The organism is Anaerococcus faecalis (assembly GCF_013371425.1).
Lineage (GTDB): Bacteria > Bacillota > Clostridia > Tissierellales > Peptoniphilaceae > Anaerococcus > Anaerococcus porci.
Genome location: NZ_JABVBA010000005.1, coordinates 1 through 16,894 on the forward strand (window position 1 = coordinate 1; position 16,894 = coordinate 16,894).

Sequence of the window (16,894 nt, forward strand, 5' to 3'; positions counted from 1 at the left end):
TATTAGACTAATAGGCGCAATCCTCATTGATATCAATGAGGATTGGATAACTTCTTCTAAATTGTATATTAGAATGAAATAGTAAATATTGGACTAGGATAATTTACACAATATTATGGACTTGACTAATAAAATGACACTAAAAGGTATAAAATAATTAAAAGATATATTTACAAGATATATAGATATTAGAAAGATAGGAAACAATGAAAAAATAAAATTTAATGAGTGTCTAATAAAGGCGAGAAGAGGAGTATCCTAACTATGATTTTGATTATATGCTTATTAGGATAAATGAAAAATTTTATTATACTATTGACTTGATTTCTCTAAGAATATATTAAGAAAGATTTGATTTATTTTGATACATAATAAGATAAGGTTTTTATTCTATAAGTTGATAAGATAAAGATAAGTTCCTTTAACTTAAGTTGATATATTTAGTCAAGTAGTTAAAAATATTATAAAAATCATAGCGAATATATTCTTATACTTGATAAAAAAGTTAAAAGATTGGACAATTCCTCTAACTATTATACATATAAATAATACTGAAAAACTAGGTGTGGATGATTAAGAATATGTAAGAAGCTAATAACTTTACATATAAATTATTAATTGTATCTTAAAGATTAAGGATAGTTTTTTTAAGCTTTTATTGAAAAAATATGAAATGATAATGAATTTTTTCGCTAAATTAATTGAATTAAAGACCTTACAATTATATAATTAGTTGTAAGCGGATAATTCTATTTAAAATTAAACTTTTATGTTTATAGATTGGAGAGACAATGAAAATAGCGTCTATGGAGAATGAAAATGGAATTTCTAATTTGCTGAATTCTAAATTTGATGAGAATGAAGTTGTCGTTAAAAGGTATGAAAATTATGAGGATATTATCTTAGAGGAGGATCTATCAGAATTTGACCTTATTTTGGTTGATATGACTCACAATAGATGTATAGAATTAATTCAATACATAAAGCAAACAACTGATATACCTGTTATATATCTTACTAATAGGTACAAAAAAAGTCCTTATGAACAAGAATTAGATGATAAAGACTTTGTGATTCATTCTTACTCAAGAGAAGAATTTGTGAAATTTACCTTAAAGAAGGTAGAGGAGATTAACAATTCTAAGATTATAAATTTTGGTTTTTGTTCGATAGAAGTTGATAATGGTATTTTTAGGATAGGCAATGATATTTTAAACCTAACTAAAAGTGAAATCAATCTTTGTATCATTCTTATTAAAAGAATGGGAAATCCTGTTTCTAAGGAATTAATTGTAAAAGAGATGGCAAAGATGGGTATAGAAACGACTGATAGGTCGGTTAGAGAACATATCAGAAAGGTTCGAAAGGAATTCAAAAAAGTTAAACTTGCCCCAATTAAGACTGTAAGAGGGGAAGGATACACTTGGGTTTTGGAGTCTTGTGAGTGTTAGCATATAGGTTTAAAACTAAGTAAAGATAGTATTTTTCTATTTAATAATTTAGTTTTTAATTACAGTTTAAAAACAGTATTTAAGTTTTAAACTGAAGCTTAAAAACCGAGATAGGGATTAATAGCTTCAGTAAGGACTTAATACTGTTTTTTTATTTCTTATAATTATATAAAGAATTATTTATAAAAACCAAAAGCAGTATTTCATAAGAGAAATAAAATATTTTCAAATATTTTTTAGATTAAATTCCAAAAACTCTTGTCTTATATTGGCAAGAGTTTTTGCTTTCTTATTACTTAGAAAAATCAAGTTTTAAGTCTCCTTCTTTTATCCATCCTAACTTTCTTACAAAATAATCAATTATAAGAGAAACAATGGCAGGTAATATTATATGCATCAATAAAACTATTAATAGAAGAGTGAAAAATGGAGTTGAACTCATCTCTGTAAAGGTTGATATTTGACCAACCAAGCCACAGGTTCCCATTCCAGCTCCTATTGGGGAGTTTTCAAGTTTAAATACAAGGGTAGATACGGGTCCAAGTATTGCAGAAGCAAGGGTTGGTGGTATAAGTACCCTCGGATTTCTCATTATATTTGGCATTTGAAGCATGCTTGTACCAAGCCCTTGTGCAATCAAACCTTCCATCTTATTTTCTCTGTAAGATATTACAGCAAATCCTATCATTTGACAACAACATCCTATTGTCGCAGCACCAGCGGCAAGGCCTGATAGAGATATGGTCATACAAAGAGCGGCAGATGAAATAGGCAAGGTTAGGACAATTCCTACTATGACTGAGACTATAATTCCCATAATAAAAGGTTTTTGTTTTGTAGCATCCATTATTATAATTCCGATTTGAGTCATGAACTTTTGGATGACAGGTCCTACAAAACTTGAAATTGCAACTCCAACCAGAACTGTTACAACTGGGGTTACAACTATATCAATCTTAGTTTCTTTTGAAATAAGTTTTGCTACTTCAACAGAAATTAAGCTTGCTATGAATACTCCCATAGGCCCACCCAATTTGTTAGAGGCTATACCAACAATAGTTGATGAAAATAAAATCATTCTGTCAGCCTTTAGAGCATAGGCAATTGATACAGCTATTGCAGGACCTGTAGCTTCTTGTGCAAGTGGCCAAATTGTTTCGGATAAGAATTTTATATTAAAAGATTGTCCTATAGTATTTAGGATTGTTCCTACCAAAAGTGTTGCAAAAAGACCAAAAGCCATAGCTCCCAAGGCATCTATAAAGTAGACTTTTGCTGAAAGGCTTATACCTTTTTTTTCTAAAAATTTTCTCATTATATTCCTCCTAAGTTTTTATATATTTAAATTATCTTATAATATATTTTATTTTTTGTAAATATTCTTAAAATATGGCGAATTTTTTTTAACAATTAGACTAATTTGTATTTTATCAAACGATTATAATGCATTAAATTCTTGCTAATCCATATTTTAAACAAGAAGATTTTATACATATAAAAATTATTAATTTTATCTCTGATTATTAGTAATTATTTTCAGAAATGGGTATAGAAGTATAGGAATAAAAATCTCATCATTTGATGTTTTTTTTATTTTGAAAAGAAAGGATGTTATTATGAAAGATTATTTTAAAGAAGCAAAAGAACTAAAAGATCAATTAATAAAAGACCGTAGACACATTCATGAAAATCCAGAACTTGGATTAGAATTACCAAAAACCAAGGCTTATGTAAAAAAAAGGCTAGAGGACTTGGGTGCTGAAGTTAAAGAAATTGGGGAAAGTGGTATACAAGCGACCATTAAGGGAGAAGCAGGTGGTGGAAAGACAGTGCTTATAAGGTGCGATATGGATGCTCTTCCTATGGATGAGGAAACAGGACTTGATTTTTCATCTAAAAATAAAGGGGTAGCCCATACTTGTGGTCATGACCTTCATACAGCTATTGGACTTTCTACTGCAAAACTTCTAACAGAGCATAAGAAAGACTTCAAGGGTGAGGTAAGATTTATGTTCCAACCTGCAGAAGAAATCTTTAAAGGCTCTAAAATGATGATAGAAAATGGAGTGCTTGATGGAGTGGATATTGCTTTAGCTCTTCATACAAATCTAAATCACAAGGCAGGCTCAATTTCTTATTATGAAGGATATATGGCAACTAGTTGTGATAACTTTAAAATAAATATAAAGGGTCAAGGTGGTCATGGTGGTTATCCTCATACTACAAAGGATCCAATAAATGCAGGTGTAATAGTATATCAACAATTTAACCAACTTATAAGTCGTGATGCGAATCCATCAAAGCATACTACCCTAACATTTGGACAATTTGCTTCAGGCTCAAACTCTAATATAATTCCTGATACAGCTACACTTCAAGGAACTATTAGAACATATGATCCAGAAATTAGGGAAAAACTTCTTAAAAGAATGGATGATATCGTAAAGGGAGTAGCTAAGCTTACAAATTGCCAAGTAGACCTTGAGTTTTTTGCAAGTGTTCCAAGTCTTTACTCAAATCCTGACCTTACAAAAGAACTTGTAGGATATGTAAAAGATTCTTCAGATGTAGAAATGATAAGCAGTGAAAGACTTATGGCAAGCGAGGATATGGCTTTTGTTTCAGAAAAAGTTCCAACAGTTTATTTCTTGCTTAACTCAAAAGTTGAAGGAAATGAATTTTCTCATCATAATCCAAAGGTAGACTTTTCAGAAGATGCTATGCCTATAGGAGTAGGCTTATTCCTAACTTGTGCTATTAATTGGCTAAATAACAATTAAATTTTACAATTTCTGACCAGCCATAGGGCTGGTTTTATTTTACAAAAATTAAAGAAAATTACATTATTGAAAATAAAGCATATTAAAAAGTTCACTTTTACATAAATATTTCTTGACTCTATAATAACTATAGAGTTTATAGTATTAAGGTATGATAATATTTTAAGGAGAATTAACGATGAATTATAAAAGAAAAGATATATTAAAAAAGATGGCTTTATTTTCTATACCATATCTTATATCAATCCTTATGCAGGCTTTGTATGGTATGGCAGACTTATTTATAGTAGGTCAATTTAATGGAGTAGAAAGTATAACAGGAGTTTCTATAGGTAGCCAGGTTATGCATATGATAACCGTAATGATTATAGGTCTTGCTATGGGAACTACAGTACTTATTGGAAAAGCAGTAGGTAGTGGAAGAAAAGATGAGGAAGCAAAGATTATAGCTAATACTGTAAATATATTTTTTATATTTTCTATAATCATTACTATAATTTTATTATATTTTCTAAAGTCTATAGTTTATCTTATGTCAACACCAAAAGATGCTATAAGCGAAACGATTCATTATCTTAGGGTATGCTTTTTGGGAATTCCTTTCATTGTTTTCTATAATGTAATAAGCTCTATTTTTAGAGGAAAGGGTGATAGCAAAACACCAATGTATTTTGTAGCTATTGCTTGTGTTTCAAATATTATCCTAGATTTAATTCTTATAGGTGTGCTAGGAATGGGAGCTATGGGTGCAGCACTTGGGACTGTCTTATCCCAGGCTGTAAGTGTGATTGTTTCTCTTCTTTTTATGATGATTAAAGATATGGGTATAAAAGTAAAAAAATCCGATTTCATTATAAATAATAGGATTATAAAAGAACTACTTAAAACTGGTGTGCCGATTTCTCTGCAAGATGGGTTTATACAAATATCATTTTTACTTATAGCCTTATTTGCCAATCTTAGAGGAATAGAAGATGCAGCTGCAGTTGGCATAGTTGAAAAAATTATAGGAATTTTATTTTTAGTTCCCTCTACAATGCTTTCTACAGTATCAGCCTTATCAGCTCAATATCTTGGTGGTAAAAGAATTATTCATGCTAGAAAAACTCTTAAATATGCGATTTTACTTTGTTTTTCATTTTGTATGATATCATTTTTATTAATGCAGTTTGTAGCAGAAGACATAGTGGGACTTTTTACAAGTGATAAGATGGTAATAATAAAGGGAGGCCAATATATGAGAGGTTATGCTTTTGATTGTGTTCTTGCTGGAATTCACTTCTGTTTTAGTGGATATTTCTTTGCTTGCAAAAAATCTTCTATATCTTTCTTTCATAACTGCGTATCAATCATATGTGCAAGAATTCCTATATCATATTTTGCATCAATTTACTTTAAAGATACACTTTTCCCAATGGGACTTGCACCAGCAGTTGGCTCTCTTATTTCAGTTATAATTTGTCTTATAGCCTATAAATTTATAAAAAAAGATGAGGATAAGCTTATAAAAAAAGAATTATTGAAGGAAAAGATATATGGAAAAAAAAGACTTATTTAGAATAGGAGAGATGGCAAAGATTTTTCATCTAAGTGTGGGATTTTAAGATATTATGAAAAGATAGGACTTATAAAACCTCATTATATAGATTTGAATTCTAGTTATAGATACTATCATACTAGTCAATTTGAAAACTTTAATACTATAAGATATCTAAGAATCCTAGGCATGCCACTTGATAAGGTATCTGAATTTTTAAATGATAGGTCTATAGGAAGTATAAAAAATATGCTTAATGAACAAAAGGATGAAATTTCTAAAAAAATTAAGGAACTTACACTTATAAAAAGAAAAATAGACAATAGATTAGTTCAACTTGAAAGTGTAGAAAAAAGTAAACCTGTAATTATTAAGATTAAAAAAGTTCCATCTAGAAAAATTGTTTGGATAAAAAAACTTCTAAAGTTAGAAATGAAATAAATATAGAATTTTCTATAAGAGAACTTGAGAAAAACGAAAAAAATGCCATGGTGTTTTTTGGAAAGGTTGGGTTGGGAATATCCAAAGAAAATCTTCAAAAATCAAATTATAATACCTATGATAGGTTTTTTTTAATTCTTGATGAGGAAGATAACTACAACGGAGAAACTTCTTTTATAAAAGAGCATAAGTGTGTAATTATTAGGTATTTTGGAGGGCATGAAGATGCCTTTAAGCTATATGAAAAATTAATGGTATTTATAAAAGAAAACAATCTTGAAATAACTGGATTTTCACAAGAAATCACTCTAATTGATTATGGTTATTCCAATGATAAGTCAAGGTTTCTTACAGAGATACAAATTCCCATAAGTGATAGCCATATAACTTGTTAGAGCTATGAATATATTAGCTTAATTGGTATAATTACTTTTAAAGGAAGTGAATTATGCAAAGAGAAAAACCATTTGTTTACATAGATACTAATTTTAGCTTATCAGAGATGTTAATGATAAAACTTGCCTTTAATTCAAGTGAGTTTGAGCTTGTAGGTTTATCAACTATAACATCCTTTATGGATAGCAAGGCAGCAGCCAATAATATCCTTTCTATGGTGGCTGAGGAAGGGCTTATCTTTCCTATAGCTTCTGGAGAGAATAAGAACTTAAAGGGACAAGATATACTTAGTCTTGGTGAAAATAAGACTTATTTTAATAAACCATTAGATTATTTACAAGAAGATGAAGGATATAAGGCTTTGTACCAAATAGCCCAAGATTGTGGAAGGCTTGATATAATTACTACAGGACCTTTGACAAATGTTGCCAAGGCTATTATAAAATATCCGGACTTTGTTTCCTATATTGACCATATTTTTATATATGGTTCAAGTTTTGGCATGGGCGATATCACTCTAAATTCAGAATTTAATTTCTTTACAGATCCAAAGGCTGTAAATATTGTTTTAAATGAAGATATAGAAACTTTTATTCTGCCTATTGATCTTTCAAATAGCTTAGGACTTTCTGATGATATTTTAAAAATTGATACTCATGATGAGATTTTATCTAAGATTTTTAATCTTTATAAAAAACTTGATAAGGATCAAAGAGATATATCTAGAGTGCTTTTACTTTATATGGCCATGACTCCACAGGCATTTATATTTGAAGAAAAGTCTATCAAGGTAAGTGAAGATATTGATAGGGGAAGTATTTTAGAAATTGATGGGAAAAAGAAAAAATATATAGCAAATAGGGTAAATGAGAAAAGTTTTTATGACTTTTTAAGGGACAAACTAGGTGATATATAGATGAAGTTAAAAAGACCTGGGCAAAGAATTTTAAAAACATCACTGGCAGTTTTTTTATCCTTTGTTTTTTCACATTTTAGGTCAAGCTATGCCTTGCCTTTTTATTCTGCCATAGCTGCGATTATTTGTACCAAATCAGACTTTAATGACTCTATAATTGTTGGGGTAAATAGGATTTTTGGGACACTCATAGGTGGTATTTGTGGATTTTTATATTTATTGTTTGTAAAAAATAGACTCAATAGTGAGCTTATAAATTATTTTTTTATCTCAATAATAATAGCCTTTTTGATATGGTTTATGTCAAGTATTAATAAACCTAATGCCATATCTATTATGGCAATAGTTTTTTGTTCTATATCTATAAATCACGCAGGAGAAAGCTTTGGAGCTATAGAATTTGCTTTAAATAGGACCTTAGATACCTTGGTAGGGGTTGTTATAGCAATCTTTATAAATTCTATAGACTTTGAGCTTAGAAAATTTATGATATTTAAGAAAAATAAGGACTCTAAGGACTTGTAGTTAATAGCTTTTATTTTTTGGATAAGGTTTATATTTTAAAATAAGAGGGTAGTAATTTAATAGAAAAATACAAGGAGATATTATGTTAAAGGTTAACAATGTTACAAAAAGTTTTGGTGATGTTACTGCCTTAGACCATGTAACTTTTGAAGTGAAAGATGGAGAGCTTTTTGGAGTTATAGGTCAAAATGGTGCTGGCAAGTCTACGCTTTTTAGGTGCATAATGGATTTTTATTCTAAATATGATGGTGAAATCACTTATAATGATAAGAAATTTTCAAAGCTTGCTCTTGAAAAAATTGGATTTTTGCCAGAAGAAAGATCACTTGATCCAAAAAGAAAGGTAGAAGATCAAATTAGATATTTTGCCAAATTAAACAAGATGAAATTTTTATCAGATACTAAACTTAAAGAATGGTTTGATTACTTTGAAATAGATGGAAAACTATCATCAAAGATAAAGGAACTTTCTAAGGGCAACCAACAAAAGGTTCAACTTTTGTGTTCTTTAATCTATAAGCCAGAATTTGTAATTCTAGATGAGCCATTCTCAGGACTTGACCCTTATAATATAAGGCTTTTGAAATCTATCATAAAGGATATAAATAAAGAGGGAACTACAATTATGTTCTCTTCTCACAATATGGAAAATGTAGAAAGTCTATGTAATAAGTTAATCATGCTAAAAAAGGGGAAAATAGTTTTGAATGGTTCACCATCTGAGATAAGAAATTCTTATGAGAGAAAAAAACTTATTGTAGAAAGTGATAAGGACCTATTTTTCCTAAATGACGAGAATATTGAAATCTTATCTCAAGATGGAAATATGTGGACTTTTATCTTAAAAGATGAGGATTATGCTAAGGTTATTTTTAGAAAGATAGTTGATGAAATTGGGTTTGTTTCATATTTTGACCAATCCCCACCAAGCCTTAATGAAATATTTGCAAGAAAGGTGAAAGAAAATGTCTAGATTTTTAACAGTATCCTTAGATACAGCCAAAAAACATATCAAATCAGCTTCCTTTTGGATTATGGTTCTTATGCCTTTTATAATGGCTATTATAATATGGGTAATAGGCTATATATCATCTTCAAATAAAACTCCAGATACTATAGCAGTTGTTACTGAAGATAGCTATAAGAAAAAATTTGAAGAAAATCCCTTGATTGATTTTAAATTTATAAATAATAGGAATGAGGCTAAAAAAGCTCTAGAAGATAAGGAAATATCAGCCTATCTTCTAGTGGAAAACAAGGAAGGGATAATAAACTTTGATTACTATGGAGATACTACAGCGAGAATTCCCCTTATTGCTATAAATTCACTTTCAGAAGAAATCCAACATGAAGAAAATTTGAAAAATTCTAATATTAATGCCAAACAAAATGCTATACTTTCTCAAAAAGCATCTGTTAATCTTCATGAAATAAAGGATAATTTGCAAAATCCAGTTAATATGATTGCCTTATTTGGAACAATTATGATAATGTATTTTGTATTAATAATTTATTCACAAATTATAATGCTTGATATAGCTGTAGAAAAGGGTTCTAAGATGCTAGAATTTATCTTCTCATCAGTTAAAGCTGGAACTTACATGGCAGGTAAAATCTTTGGGACAATACTAGCCCTAATAATTCACATAGGTATATATATAGTTTTTGGATTAATAAGCTTTGCTATAATAAGGCTTACTGGTTTGTGGGATAAGATAGGGCAAATGATTGATTTGAATAATATTTTAAAGGGGGTCAACTATCCTTTAATTGCAGAAATATTTTTGTTCATGGTATTAGGAATAATGATATTTATTATACTTTCAGCCATGCTAGGCTCTTTGGTACAAAAGCAAGAAGATGCTGGAAAGATGTCTACGCCTATTATGCTTATAATTATGTTTGCCTACTTTATATCAATATCCTTTGTTGGAAGTGAGCCAAACTTATTTATAAAAATACTTTCATATATCCCATTTGTATCAACTTTCTTTATGCCAATGAGATTAATCTATGAAAATGCAACACTCATACAAGGTTCTATATCACTTCTTATCCTATTTGTAGGAATTATAGTAATGTATATAATAGCTTCAAGGGTATACAAGAAAAATATACTAAATTATTCAACAGATAAACTATTTGGAAGAGGAAAGAAACTTAAATTAAAAAAGAAAAATAAATAAAATAAGAGGGACTGATGCAAAATAATGAATTATTTTGTATCAATCCCTGATTTTTTGTTTATTTTTTATAAATTCTGTAATTTATTCCACCAACAAGGTCAACTTGGTAGTCTGATTCATCAAAGTATCCTTTTAAAAACTCATACCTATATAAATGATAAGGGGAATTCTCAACTCTTAGTTCAAAGTCTTTTGTATTTATTTCAAAGGATTCATGGTGGTCGTGACTATGTCCACCTTCACAGGTATTATTTAAAGAATCCTCAGGATTGACAAAGTCTTTAAAGTATTTTTCATGACAATTTACATTGGTTATTAAAAATAAGTCTCCGTTTTTATCAATACTTGCAGAAAGTCCATTATCACAAGGCATTCCATCAAGCAAGTACATATTTAAATCAGAAAAAATATCATTGAAATTGTCAAAACATTTACCTTTAGCCTTTTCCCTTCCAAATTCAAATAACTTACCTTTAGCATTATCTGAATTTTTAATGGCATAGGCAAGTCTATTTTCAACCACATCAATCTTTGAGTCAAGCCAACCATGAATATTTTCTTGATCTATTAAAGTATCCAAACTTTCATGACTTACAGCTTTGATTTGTTTATCTAATTTTTCTGTATTTCCATCAAGAAGATAGTTTGTAATCTCATCTTGAAATTTTATTTTATCATACATCATATAATGTATAGGTCCTAGAAATTCACTCATTTAATCACTCCTTTATTCTATCTTAGTATTATAATAAAAATTTTAAAATAATACCGTAACAAATGTTACATATCTACTTTACAATGAAAAATTAATTTTAAAAGATAGGCTGGCATAAAAAGAATAAATTTACAATTTACCATGCCTATTATATAATTGATTTGTATATCTTACATAGATTCATAGATTAATTTGATAAGGAGGATCAGATGAATAATCTTAATACTAAAAAACTTACATATACAGGCTTATTCATAGCTTTAGTATTTATTTTTTCGGCATTTTTCCAAATACCTCTTGCAACACCAATGGGAGAGACAAGATTTCATTTAGGAAATACTTTTTGTATTCTAGCAGGAATAATTCTTGGACCAGGTTTTGGAGGACTTGCATCAGGATTGGGTTCTGTAATATTTGACCTAACAAACCCGCTCTACTTTGCATCAGCACCCTTTACTTTTATAAATAAATTTATGATGGGATTTGTGGCAGGCCTAGTTTATAAACAACTAGGAAAAAAGGATTCAAAAAAATCAGTTGTAATAGCAGGAATACTAGGACAAATAACATATATAATACTTTATTTAAGCTATACCTTCCTAAAAAATAAAATAGCAATGGGCTTATCAAATGTAGCAAACCTTACAGAAGTAGTACAAAAACTTGGAGTCTCAAGTATAAATGGGCTTATTTCTGTAATAATAGCTTCTATATTTGCTCTTGCAATAATAAAAAAGGTTAAATTAGATTAAATTTAAAAATATAATTTTTAAAAAGACGGATTTTTATTTCTGTCTTTTTTTTATATAAAAACGAGCTTAATATATTAAGGAATCTAAAAGCTTATGGGTATAATGTATATAAAAGAATATTAATTTTTAAGGAAAGAGAAAGAAGAAAGGATAAGTAATGATTTATAAAAGATTTGATGATAAATTAGTAATTAGACTTAGAAAAGGTGACAAACTTGTAGAAAGTGTAAGAGAAATCTTAGAAAAAGAAAATATTAAAGCAGGTTTTGTTACAGGAATTGGAGCTACTAATGACCTTAATATAGGTTTATATGATCCAAAAGAGAAAAAATACAATAGTAAAACTTATAAGGAAGACTTGGAGATAACAAATTTTGCTGGAAATATTTCAAATATGGATGGCAAGCTTTACACCCATTTTCATATAACTTGTGGAAAAAGTGATGGAACAGCTATTGCAGGTCACTTAAATGAAGCTGTAATTTCTCTAACTGCAGAGATTTTTATCACTATTATTGATGGAGAAATTAATAGAATTTATGATGAAGAATTGGGACTAAATTTAATTGAGTTTTAATATGAATACTTTTATTTTTGATATGGATGGAACTATCTTTGATACTGAAAGTTTTTATTATGAAACTTGGATTGACTTAGCTAAGATTCATGGCCTTGATTTTGGTATTGAAGATAAGATGAACTTATCAGGAAAACAAAATAAGGAAGCCATAGCCTACATGGTGAAAAACTTCAAAATGGATGAGGATAGGGCTATCTCTTTGAGGGCTAAGTTAAATCAATTAAGGGATGAGAAATTTAAAACACTTGATTATTCCTTAAAAAAGGAGGGACTTTTAGAGATCCTATCCTATCTTAAAAAGGAAAATAAAAAAATAGGTCTTGCTTCATCATCTATAAAATCTAGGATTAATTTTTTGCTTGATAGGGAAGGAGTAGGTGGATTTTTTGATACTGTAATTTCATCAGATGATATAGTAAAGGGGAAACCAGATCCCGAAATATTTAATCTTTGTATGGAAAGATTAAACTCAAATAAAGAAACAACTTATATAATCGAAGATTCTCTTGCTGGGATAAAAGCTGCCAAGGCAAGTGGTGCTGTAGCAGTTTTAATCCTTGATCTTGATAAAAGTGATGAGATAAAATCTCATGCAGACCTTGTTTTCAATTCACTTTTAGATTTTTTAAACTTTATTAAAAAAAATGAAATTGAAGATAGAAGGGATAAAAATTTTAAGATAAATTGTCCTTATTGTAAAACTACTTTCGAAAAATCTCTTCCCACAGCAATTCTAAGGCACATGGAAAGCTATAATCTTTTGGAAGATAATAAATTAGACCTTGTAAAATGTCCTTCATGTGGTCATGAATTTAGGCTTAATTATAGGTTTGCTTATACTGACTATGAGAAAAAACTCATGTTTTTAAATGACCCTAAATTTGAAAAAAGAATTAACCAATTAGCCTTTAAGTCATCTCTTAAACTTGTGGATAGGATAAAGGGAGAAAGTATGGATGGATTTATTATAAGGATGACCACAAATATAGAAGATTTAAGGGAAAAGATTAGGATATATGAAGATAAGAAGATTGATAATATAGTTGAACTTATGAAAATTGTAATTAAGGAGAATCCAGACTTTAAAGTAGATACTAAATCTATTAAAGGATTTTTCTATAAAAATCATAATAAATTTAAGATTATCACCAATACTGGTTCATACGAAATGGATTTTATAGAAGATTTATATAAATCGCTTTTAGATAAGTATGGGGACTTGATAGATGAAAAGGAAGTAAGTCTTGTTGATAAAACTTGGGCTTATGATATGATAAAATCTCTATGATAGTATATTTAGATAAGGAAAATTTAAGAAAGGATGTCTATGATATCTTAAATATTTTCTATGAAAGGTATGACTTTTACTTTGTAGAAGAAAAGAGTAAAGCAGATCTTTTAATTGAAGATAAAAAGATAATATATGATGGGAAGGAGATTTTCTTGAAAGATAAATTAGATATGAAAATCTCCCTATATGAAATCCTAGAAAAAATTACAGGAAAATCATCGGCTTGGGGAATCTTAACAGGTTCAAAACCATTAAAGCTTTTAAAAAATCATAGCCTTACTGACTTAAAAAATATATATAAGGTCTCTGATAAAAAAATTGGCTTATTAAAGTCTGTAAAACTTAGTCAAGATAAGAAAAATTTCAATAAAAATGATTTTAATATTTATATAAATATTCCATTTTGCCCAAAAAGATGTTCTTACTGCTCTTATCCTACTATTGTGTCTAACACAGTAGACAAAAAAGCTTATATCAAAACCATCATAAAAGAAATTAGTGAGATTAATATTCCAAAAAAACTAGATACTATATATATAGGAGGAGGAACTCCTTCAAATCTTGATATAGAAGATATAGAAAGAATCCTTGAAGCTTTAGATAATAAATTTAGCTACATGGAATTTACATTTGAAGCTGGAAGAGAAGATAGTCTAGATTTTGATAAACTTAAATTATTAAAAGACATGGGAGTTGGCAGAATATCCCTAAATCCACAGACTTTTACTAAAAGTGTGCTAAAAAATATAGATAGACCTTTAGACTTTGATAACTTTATAAAATTATATGATTATGCTAAAAGTTTGGGATTTATCATAAATATGGACTTTATCATAGGACTTTTTGGAGAAAGCAGGGAAAGTTTTAGGAAAAATTTCAATATTTTAGAAAAGCTAAGACCAAACAATATAACCTTTCATGCCTTGGCTCAAAAGGTAGGATCTAAGTTTTTTGAAAATAAGGTAAATGGAGATAAGGATGAAGCCTATAAAATTTCAAATGATATAGAAAATTTCATTAAAGAAAATTCCTATAAGCCTTATTATTTATATAGGCAAAAAAATATAATAGGAAACCTTGAAAATGTAGGATATGAGATAGGTAATACAGCACAAAGATATAATATCTTAATAAATGAAGAGCTTGAAAATATTATAGGACTTGGTATGAATTCCAATACTAAGCTTACTAATGGCAAAAAATACAGAAATAGCAGAAATCTCAGAGATTATTATAAGAATATAGGAGATGAGATATATAAAAAAAATAAATTGATTGAAGAATTTTTCATTAATAATTAAAAATAAAAGGAGTAGCCATGGATAAGGATATAAAATTAGTTGCAATTGATCTTGACGGAACTCTTTTAGACTCTCATAAGGAAGTTGCAAAGAGAAATATTGATGCTATTAATAAAATTAGAAGCAATGGAGTCTATGTGGTAATTTCTACAGGTAGGCCATGTGCTGGATTTTCTTGGATACTTGATAAGCTTAATCTTTTTCATGATGATGACTATTCTATAACAAATACCGGTACTCTTATCATGAAGAATATGGATAAGTCAGATGTTTGGAAAAAGTGTCTTAGCATGAAAGACTTCAAATTTGCCCAAACTCTTATTAAAGACAATATGCAAATAGGAATTTACAATAAATATTCTATTTTAAATAATTATAAGGTTATAAACAAACATTTCTTATTTGAGGCAGATATATTAAAAATGCCTATAGAAAAATTTGATGAAAGCGATATGAATACAGATGTTGATAGGATTACTATAACTGGAGATACCCATATAATGGATGAGTTTTCTGAAAAATATAACGAAAAATTATTAAGAGATTACCAAACAGTAAGAAATGTACCAGAAGTTTTCGAAATTTTAAACAAAAAAGCAGATAAGGGAAAAGCCTTAACAGAACTTGGGAAAATGCTTGGTATAGAGCTTGATGAAATGCTTGCAATTGGAGATTCAAATAATGATAAGTCAATGCTTTCAATCGTTGGAATTCCTGCGACTTGCTCAAATGGACTAAAATCAGTTAAGGATATATGTAAGATAGTATCAGACTTTTCAAATGATGAGGCAGGAGTAGCAAGAATAATAGAAGAAGTTTTTGATATATGAATTTATTAAAAAAGGCTATTGCCAATAATTGATTATTTGCAATAGCCTTTTTTTTACCATTTAATATGAACAACAGGTTTTATCAAATCTCTTGGTTTTTCATGCATTATATTAAAGGCATCTTCAATTTTTTCAAAACCATCATATGATTTATTTAGTAAAAGTGATGGGTCAACTCTCTTATTTGCAATCATATTTAAGAGCCTTTCAATTCTTTTTGCTCCACCTGGACAAAATCCTCCCACTATTGATATATCACCCATACCAAGTCCCCATTCAAGGGTTGGGAAAGATATGGTATCTTTAGAGTCAAAATAATTAACATTTGAAATAAAACCATTTGGTTTAACCATTCTTAAAGCTTGATTTATTGAATTGGCATTTCCACCAGCTATAATCACAGAATCAATACCGTTTGGGAAAAGTTCTTTAACCTGCTCATCTACAGGACCTTCTTTATAATTTATAATCTCACTAGCCCCATATTTTTTTGCCAGTTCAACACAATTAGGTCTTGTACCAACACCTATAATGTGACCTGCTCCTTGAAGTTTAGCTCCTGCTACAGCCATAAGACCAACTGGACCAATTCCTATGACTACAACATTATCGCCAAACTTAACCCTAGCATTTTCTACCCCATAAAAACCTGTACTCATCATATCGCAAGTCATAAGAGCTTGGTCTACAGTTACATTTTTAGGTAGGTGAACTAGGTTAGCATCAGCATTATTGACATGGAAAAATTCCGCAAAAGATCCATCTTTTGAATTTAAAAATTTAAAAGATCCCATAAAGCTACTATCATGAGCGTTGTTTATATTACGGTCTTGAAGACCTACTTCGTTCCAATCTGGTGTAACACATGGAACAACTACTACATCACCTTTTTTAAATCTTTTTATTTCGGATGAAACTTCAACAACTTCAGCTACAGCCTCATGACCTAAGATTAAATTTTCCTTAACTCCAGCTCCACCATGAGCTGAGTGAGTGTCAGATGAACAAGGTGCTAGAGCAATAGGTCTTAAAATAGCATCATTTCCCTTTAAGGATGGCTTCTTTTTTTCAATCCAACCAGTTTTTGGTGTCTTTATTACTCCAAATCCTTTCATATATCTCTCCTTTTATGTTTAACTTCAAAATCTTCTAATAATTTATACCCAAGAAGATAGAAATTAAAAATATTAAAT

The 16,894-nt window shown here is 29.1% G+C and carries 17 protein-coding genes; 14 read left to right on the forward strand and 3 right to left on the reverse strand.

Translation table 11 applies throughout. From position 1 onward, the window contains the following. Positions 1–791 precede the first annotated feature (791 nt). Positions 792–1,451 (forward strand): winged helix-turn-helix domain-containing protein, encoded by a 660-nt coding sequence (locus HV819_RS05655; protein ID WP_154539926.1) that lies wholly within the window; start codon positions 792–794, stop codon positions 1,449–1,451. 292 nt (positions 1,452–1,743) lie between these two features. On the opposite strand, the gene HV819_RS05660 is transcribed toward HV819_RS05655, so the two are convergent. Further along, positions 1,744–2,766, reverse strand: a complete 1,023-nt coding sequence (locus HV819_RS05660) for a PTS transporter subunit IIC (protein ID WP_154539928.1) — start codon at positions 2,764–2,766, stop codon at positions 1,744–1,746. Positions 2,767–3,067: 301 nt separating this feature from the next. On the opposite strand from HV819_RS05660, the gene HV819_RS05665 reads away from it, so the two are divergent. The 8 genes from HV819_RS05665 (at position 3,068) to HV819_RS05700 (ending at position 10,232) form a co-directional block, all read left to right on the forward strand. Continuing rightward, entirely contained in the window at positions 3,068–4,231 is a 1,164-nt protein-coding gene (locus HV819_RS05665) for a M20 metallopeptidase family protein (RefSeq protein ID WP_154539930.1), read from the forward strand. 178 nt (positions 4,232–4,409) lie between these two features. Beyond that, positions 4,410–5,789, forward strand: a complete 1,380-nt coding sequence (locus tag HV819_RS05670; protein WP_154539932.1) for an MATE family efflux transporter — start codon at positions 4,410–4,412, stop codon at positions 5,787–5,789. 39 nt (positions 5,790–5,828) lie between these two features. Next, on the forward strand, positions 5,829–6,209 hold the full coding sequence (locus HV819_RS05675; RefSeq protein ID WP_176269764.1) for a MerR family transcriptional regulator: 381 nt from the start codon (positions 5,829–5,831) through the stop codon (positions 6,207–6,209). After that, complete coding sequence (locus HV819_RS05680) at positions 6,173–6,604, forward strand: GyrI-like domain-containing protein (RefSeq protein WP_154539936.1); 432 nt, start codon at positions 6,173–6,175, stop codon at positions 6,602–6,604. Before HV819_RS05675 ends, HV819_RS05680 begins: the two co-directional genes overlap by 37 nt. A 53-nt stretch (positions 6,605–6,657) precedes the next feature. Next, positions 6,658–7,521, forward strand: a complete 864-nt coding sequence (locus HV819_RS05685; RefSeq protein ID WP_176269705.1) for a nucleoside hydrolase — start codon at positions 6,658–6,660, stop codon at positions 7,519–7,521. Further along, the gene (locus HV819_RS05690) at positions 7,522–8,046 is read left to right on the forward strand and encodes an FUSC family protein (protein ID WP_154539940.1); all 525 of its coding nucleotides are present in this window, start codon (positions 7,522–7,524) and stop codon (positions 8,044–8,046) included. It begins immediately after the preceding gene. An 82-nt stretch (positions 8,047–8,128) separates the two neighbouring features. After that, positions 8,129–9,019, forward strand: coding sequence for an ABC transporter ATP-binding protein (locus HV819_RS05695; RefSeq protein ID WP_176269706.1), 891 nt, complete (start codon positions 8,129–8,131; stop codon positions 9,017–9,019). After that, positions 9,012–10,232 (forward strand): ABC transporter permease, encoded by a 1,221-nt coding sequence (locus HV819_RS05700; RefSeq protein WP_154539944.1) that lies wholly within the window; start codon positions 9,012–9,014, stop codon positions 10,230–10,232. The genes HV819_RS05695 and HV819_RS05700 overlap by 8 nt, the downstream gene beginning before the upstream one ends. 58 nt (positions 10,233–10,290) lie before the next feature. Here HV819_RS05700 and HV819_RS05705 read toward each other — a convergent pair whose 3' ends face one another. Continuing rightward, the gene (locus HV819_RS05705; protein ID WP_154539946.1) at positions 10,291–10,947 is read right to left on the reverse strand and encodes a hypothetical protein; all 657 of its coding nucleotides are present in this window, start codon (positions 10,945–10,947) and stop codon (positions 10,291–10,293) included. Between the two features lie 209 nt (positions 10,948–11,156). Here HV819_RS05705 and HV819_RS05710 point away from each other — a divergent pair, with 209 nt between their 5' ends. The 5 genes from HV819_RS05710 to HV819_RS05730 all read left to right on the forward strand — a co-directional run bounded on the left by HV819_RS05710 (position 11,157) and on the right by HV819_RS05730 (position 15,701). Beyond that, positions 11,157–11,699: an ECF transporter S component gene (locus tag HV819_RS05710; RefSeq protein ID WP_154539948.1), complete on the forward strand. Its 543-nt coding sequence runs from the start codon at positions 11,157–11,159 to the stop codon at positions 11,697–11,699. A gap of 157 nt (positions 11,700–11,856) precedes the next feature. Further along, a complete protein-coding gene (locus HV819_RS05715) occupies positions 11,857–12,276 on the forward strand; it encodes a PPC domain-containing DNA-binding protein (protein WP_154539950.1) in 420 nt (139 codons plus the stop codon). Position 12,277: 1 nt separating this feature from the next. Further along, the gene (locus tag HV819_RS05720) at positions 12,278–13,567 is read left to right on the forward strand and encodes an HAD-IA family hydrolase (RefSeq protein ID WP_176269707.1); all 1,290 of its coding nucleotides are present in this window, start codon (positions 12,278–12,280) and stop codon (positions 13,565–13,567) included. Then, entirely contained in the window at positions 13,564–14,871 is a 1,308-nt protein-coding gene (locus HV819_RS05725) for a radical SAM protein (RefSeq protein ID WP_154539954.1), read from the forward strand. Before HV819_RS05720 ends, HV819_RS05725 begins: the two co-directional genes overlap by 4 nt. 17 nt (positions 14,872–14,888) lie before the next feature. Next, on the forward strand, positions 14,889–15,701 hold the full coding sequence (locus HV819_RS05730; protein WP_154539956.1) for a Cof-type HAD-IIB family hydrolase: 813 nt from the start codon (positions 14,889–14,891) through the stop codon (positions 15,699–15,701). Between the two features lie 53 nt (positions 15,702–15,754). On the opposite strand, the gene HV819_RS05735 is transcribed toward HV819_RS05730, so the two are convergent. Beyond that, complete coding sequence (locus tag HV819_RS05735; RefSeq protein WP_154539958.1) at positions 15,755–16,816, reverse strand: zinc-binding dehydrogenase; 1,062 nt, start codon at positions 16,814–16,816, stop codon at positions 15,755–15,757. Positions 16,817–16,894 lie beyond the last annotated feature (78 nt).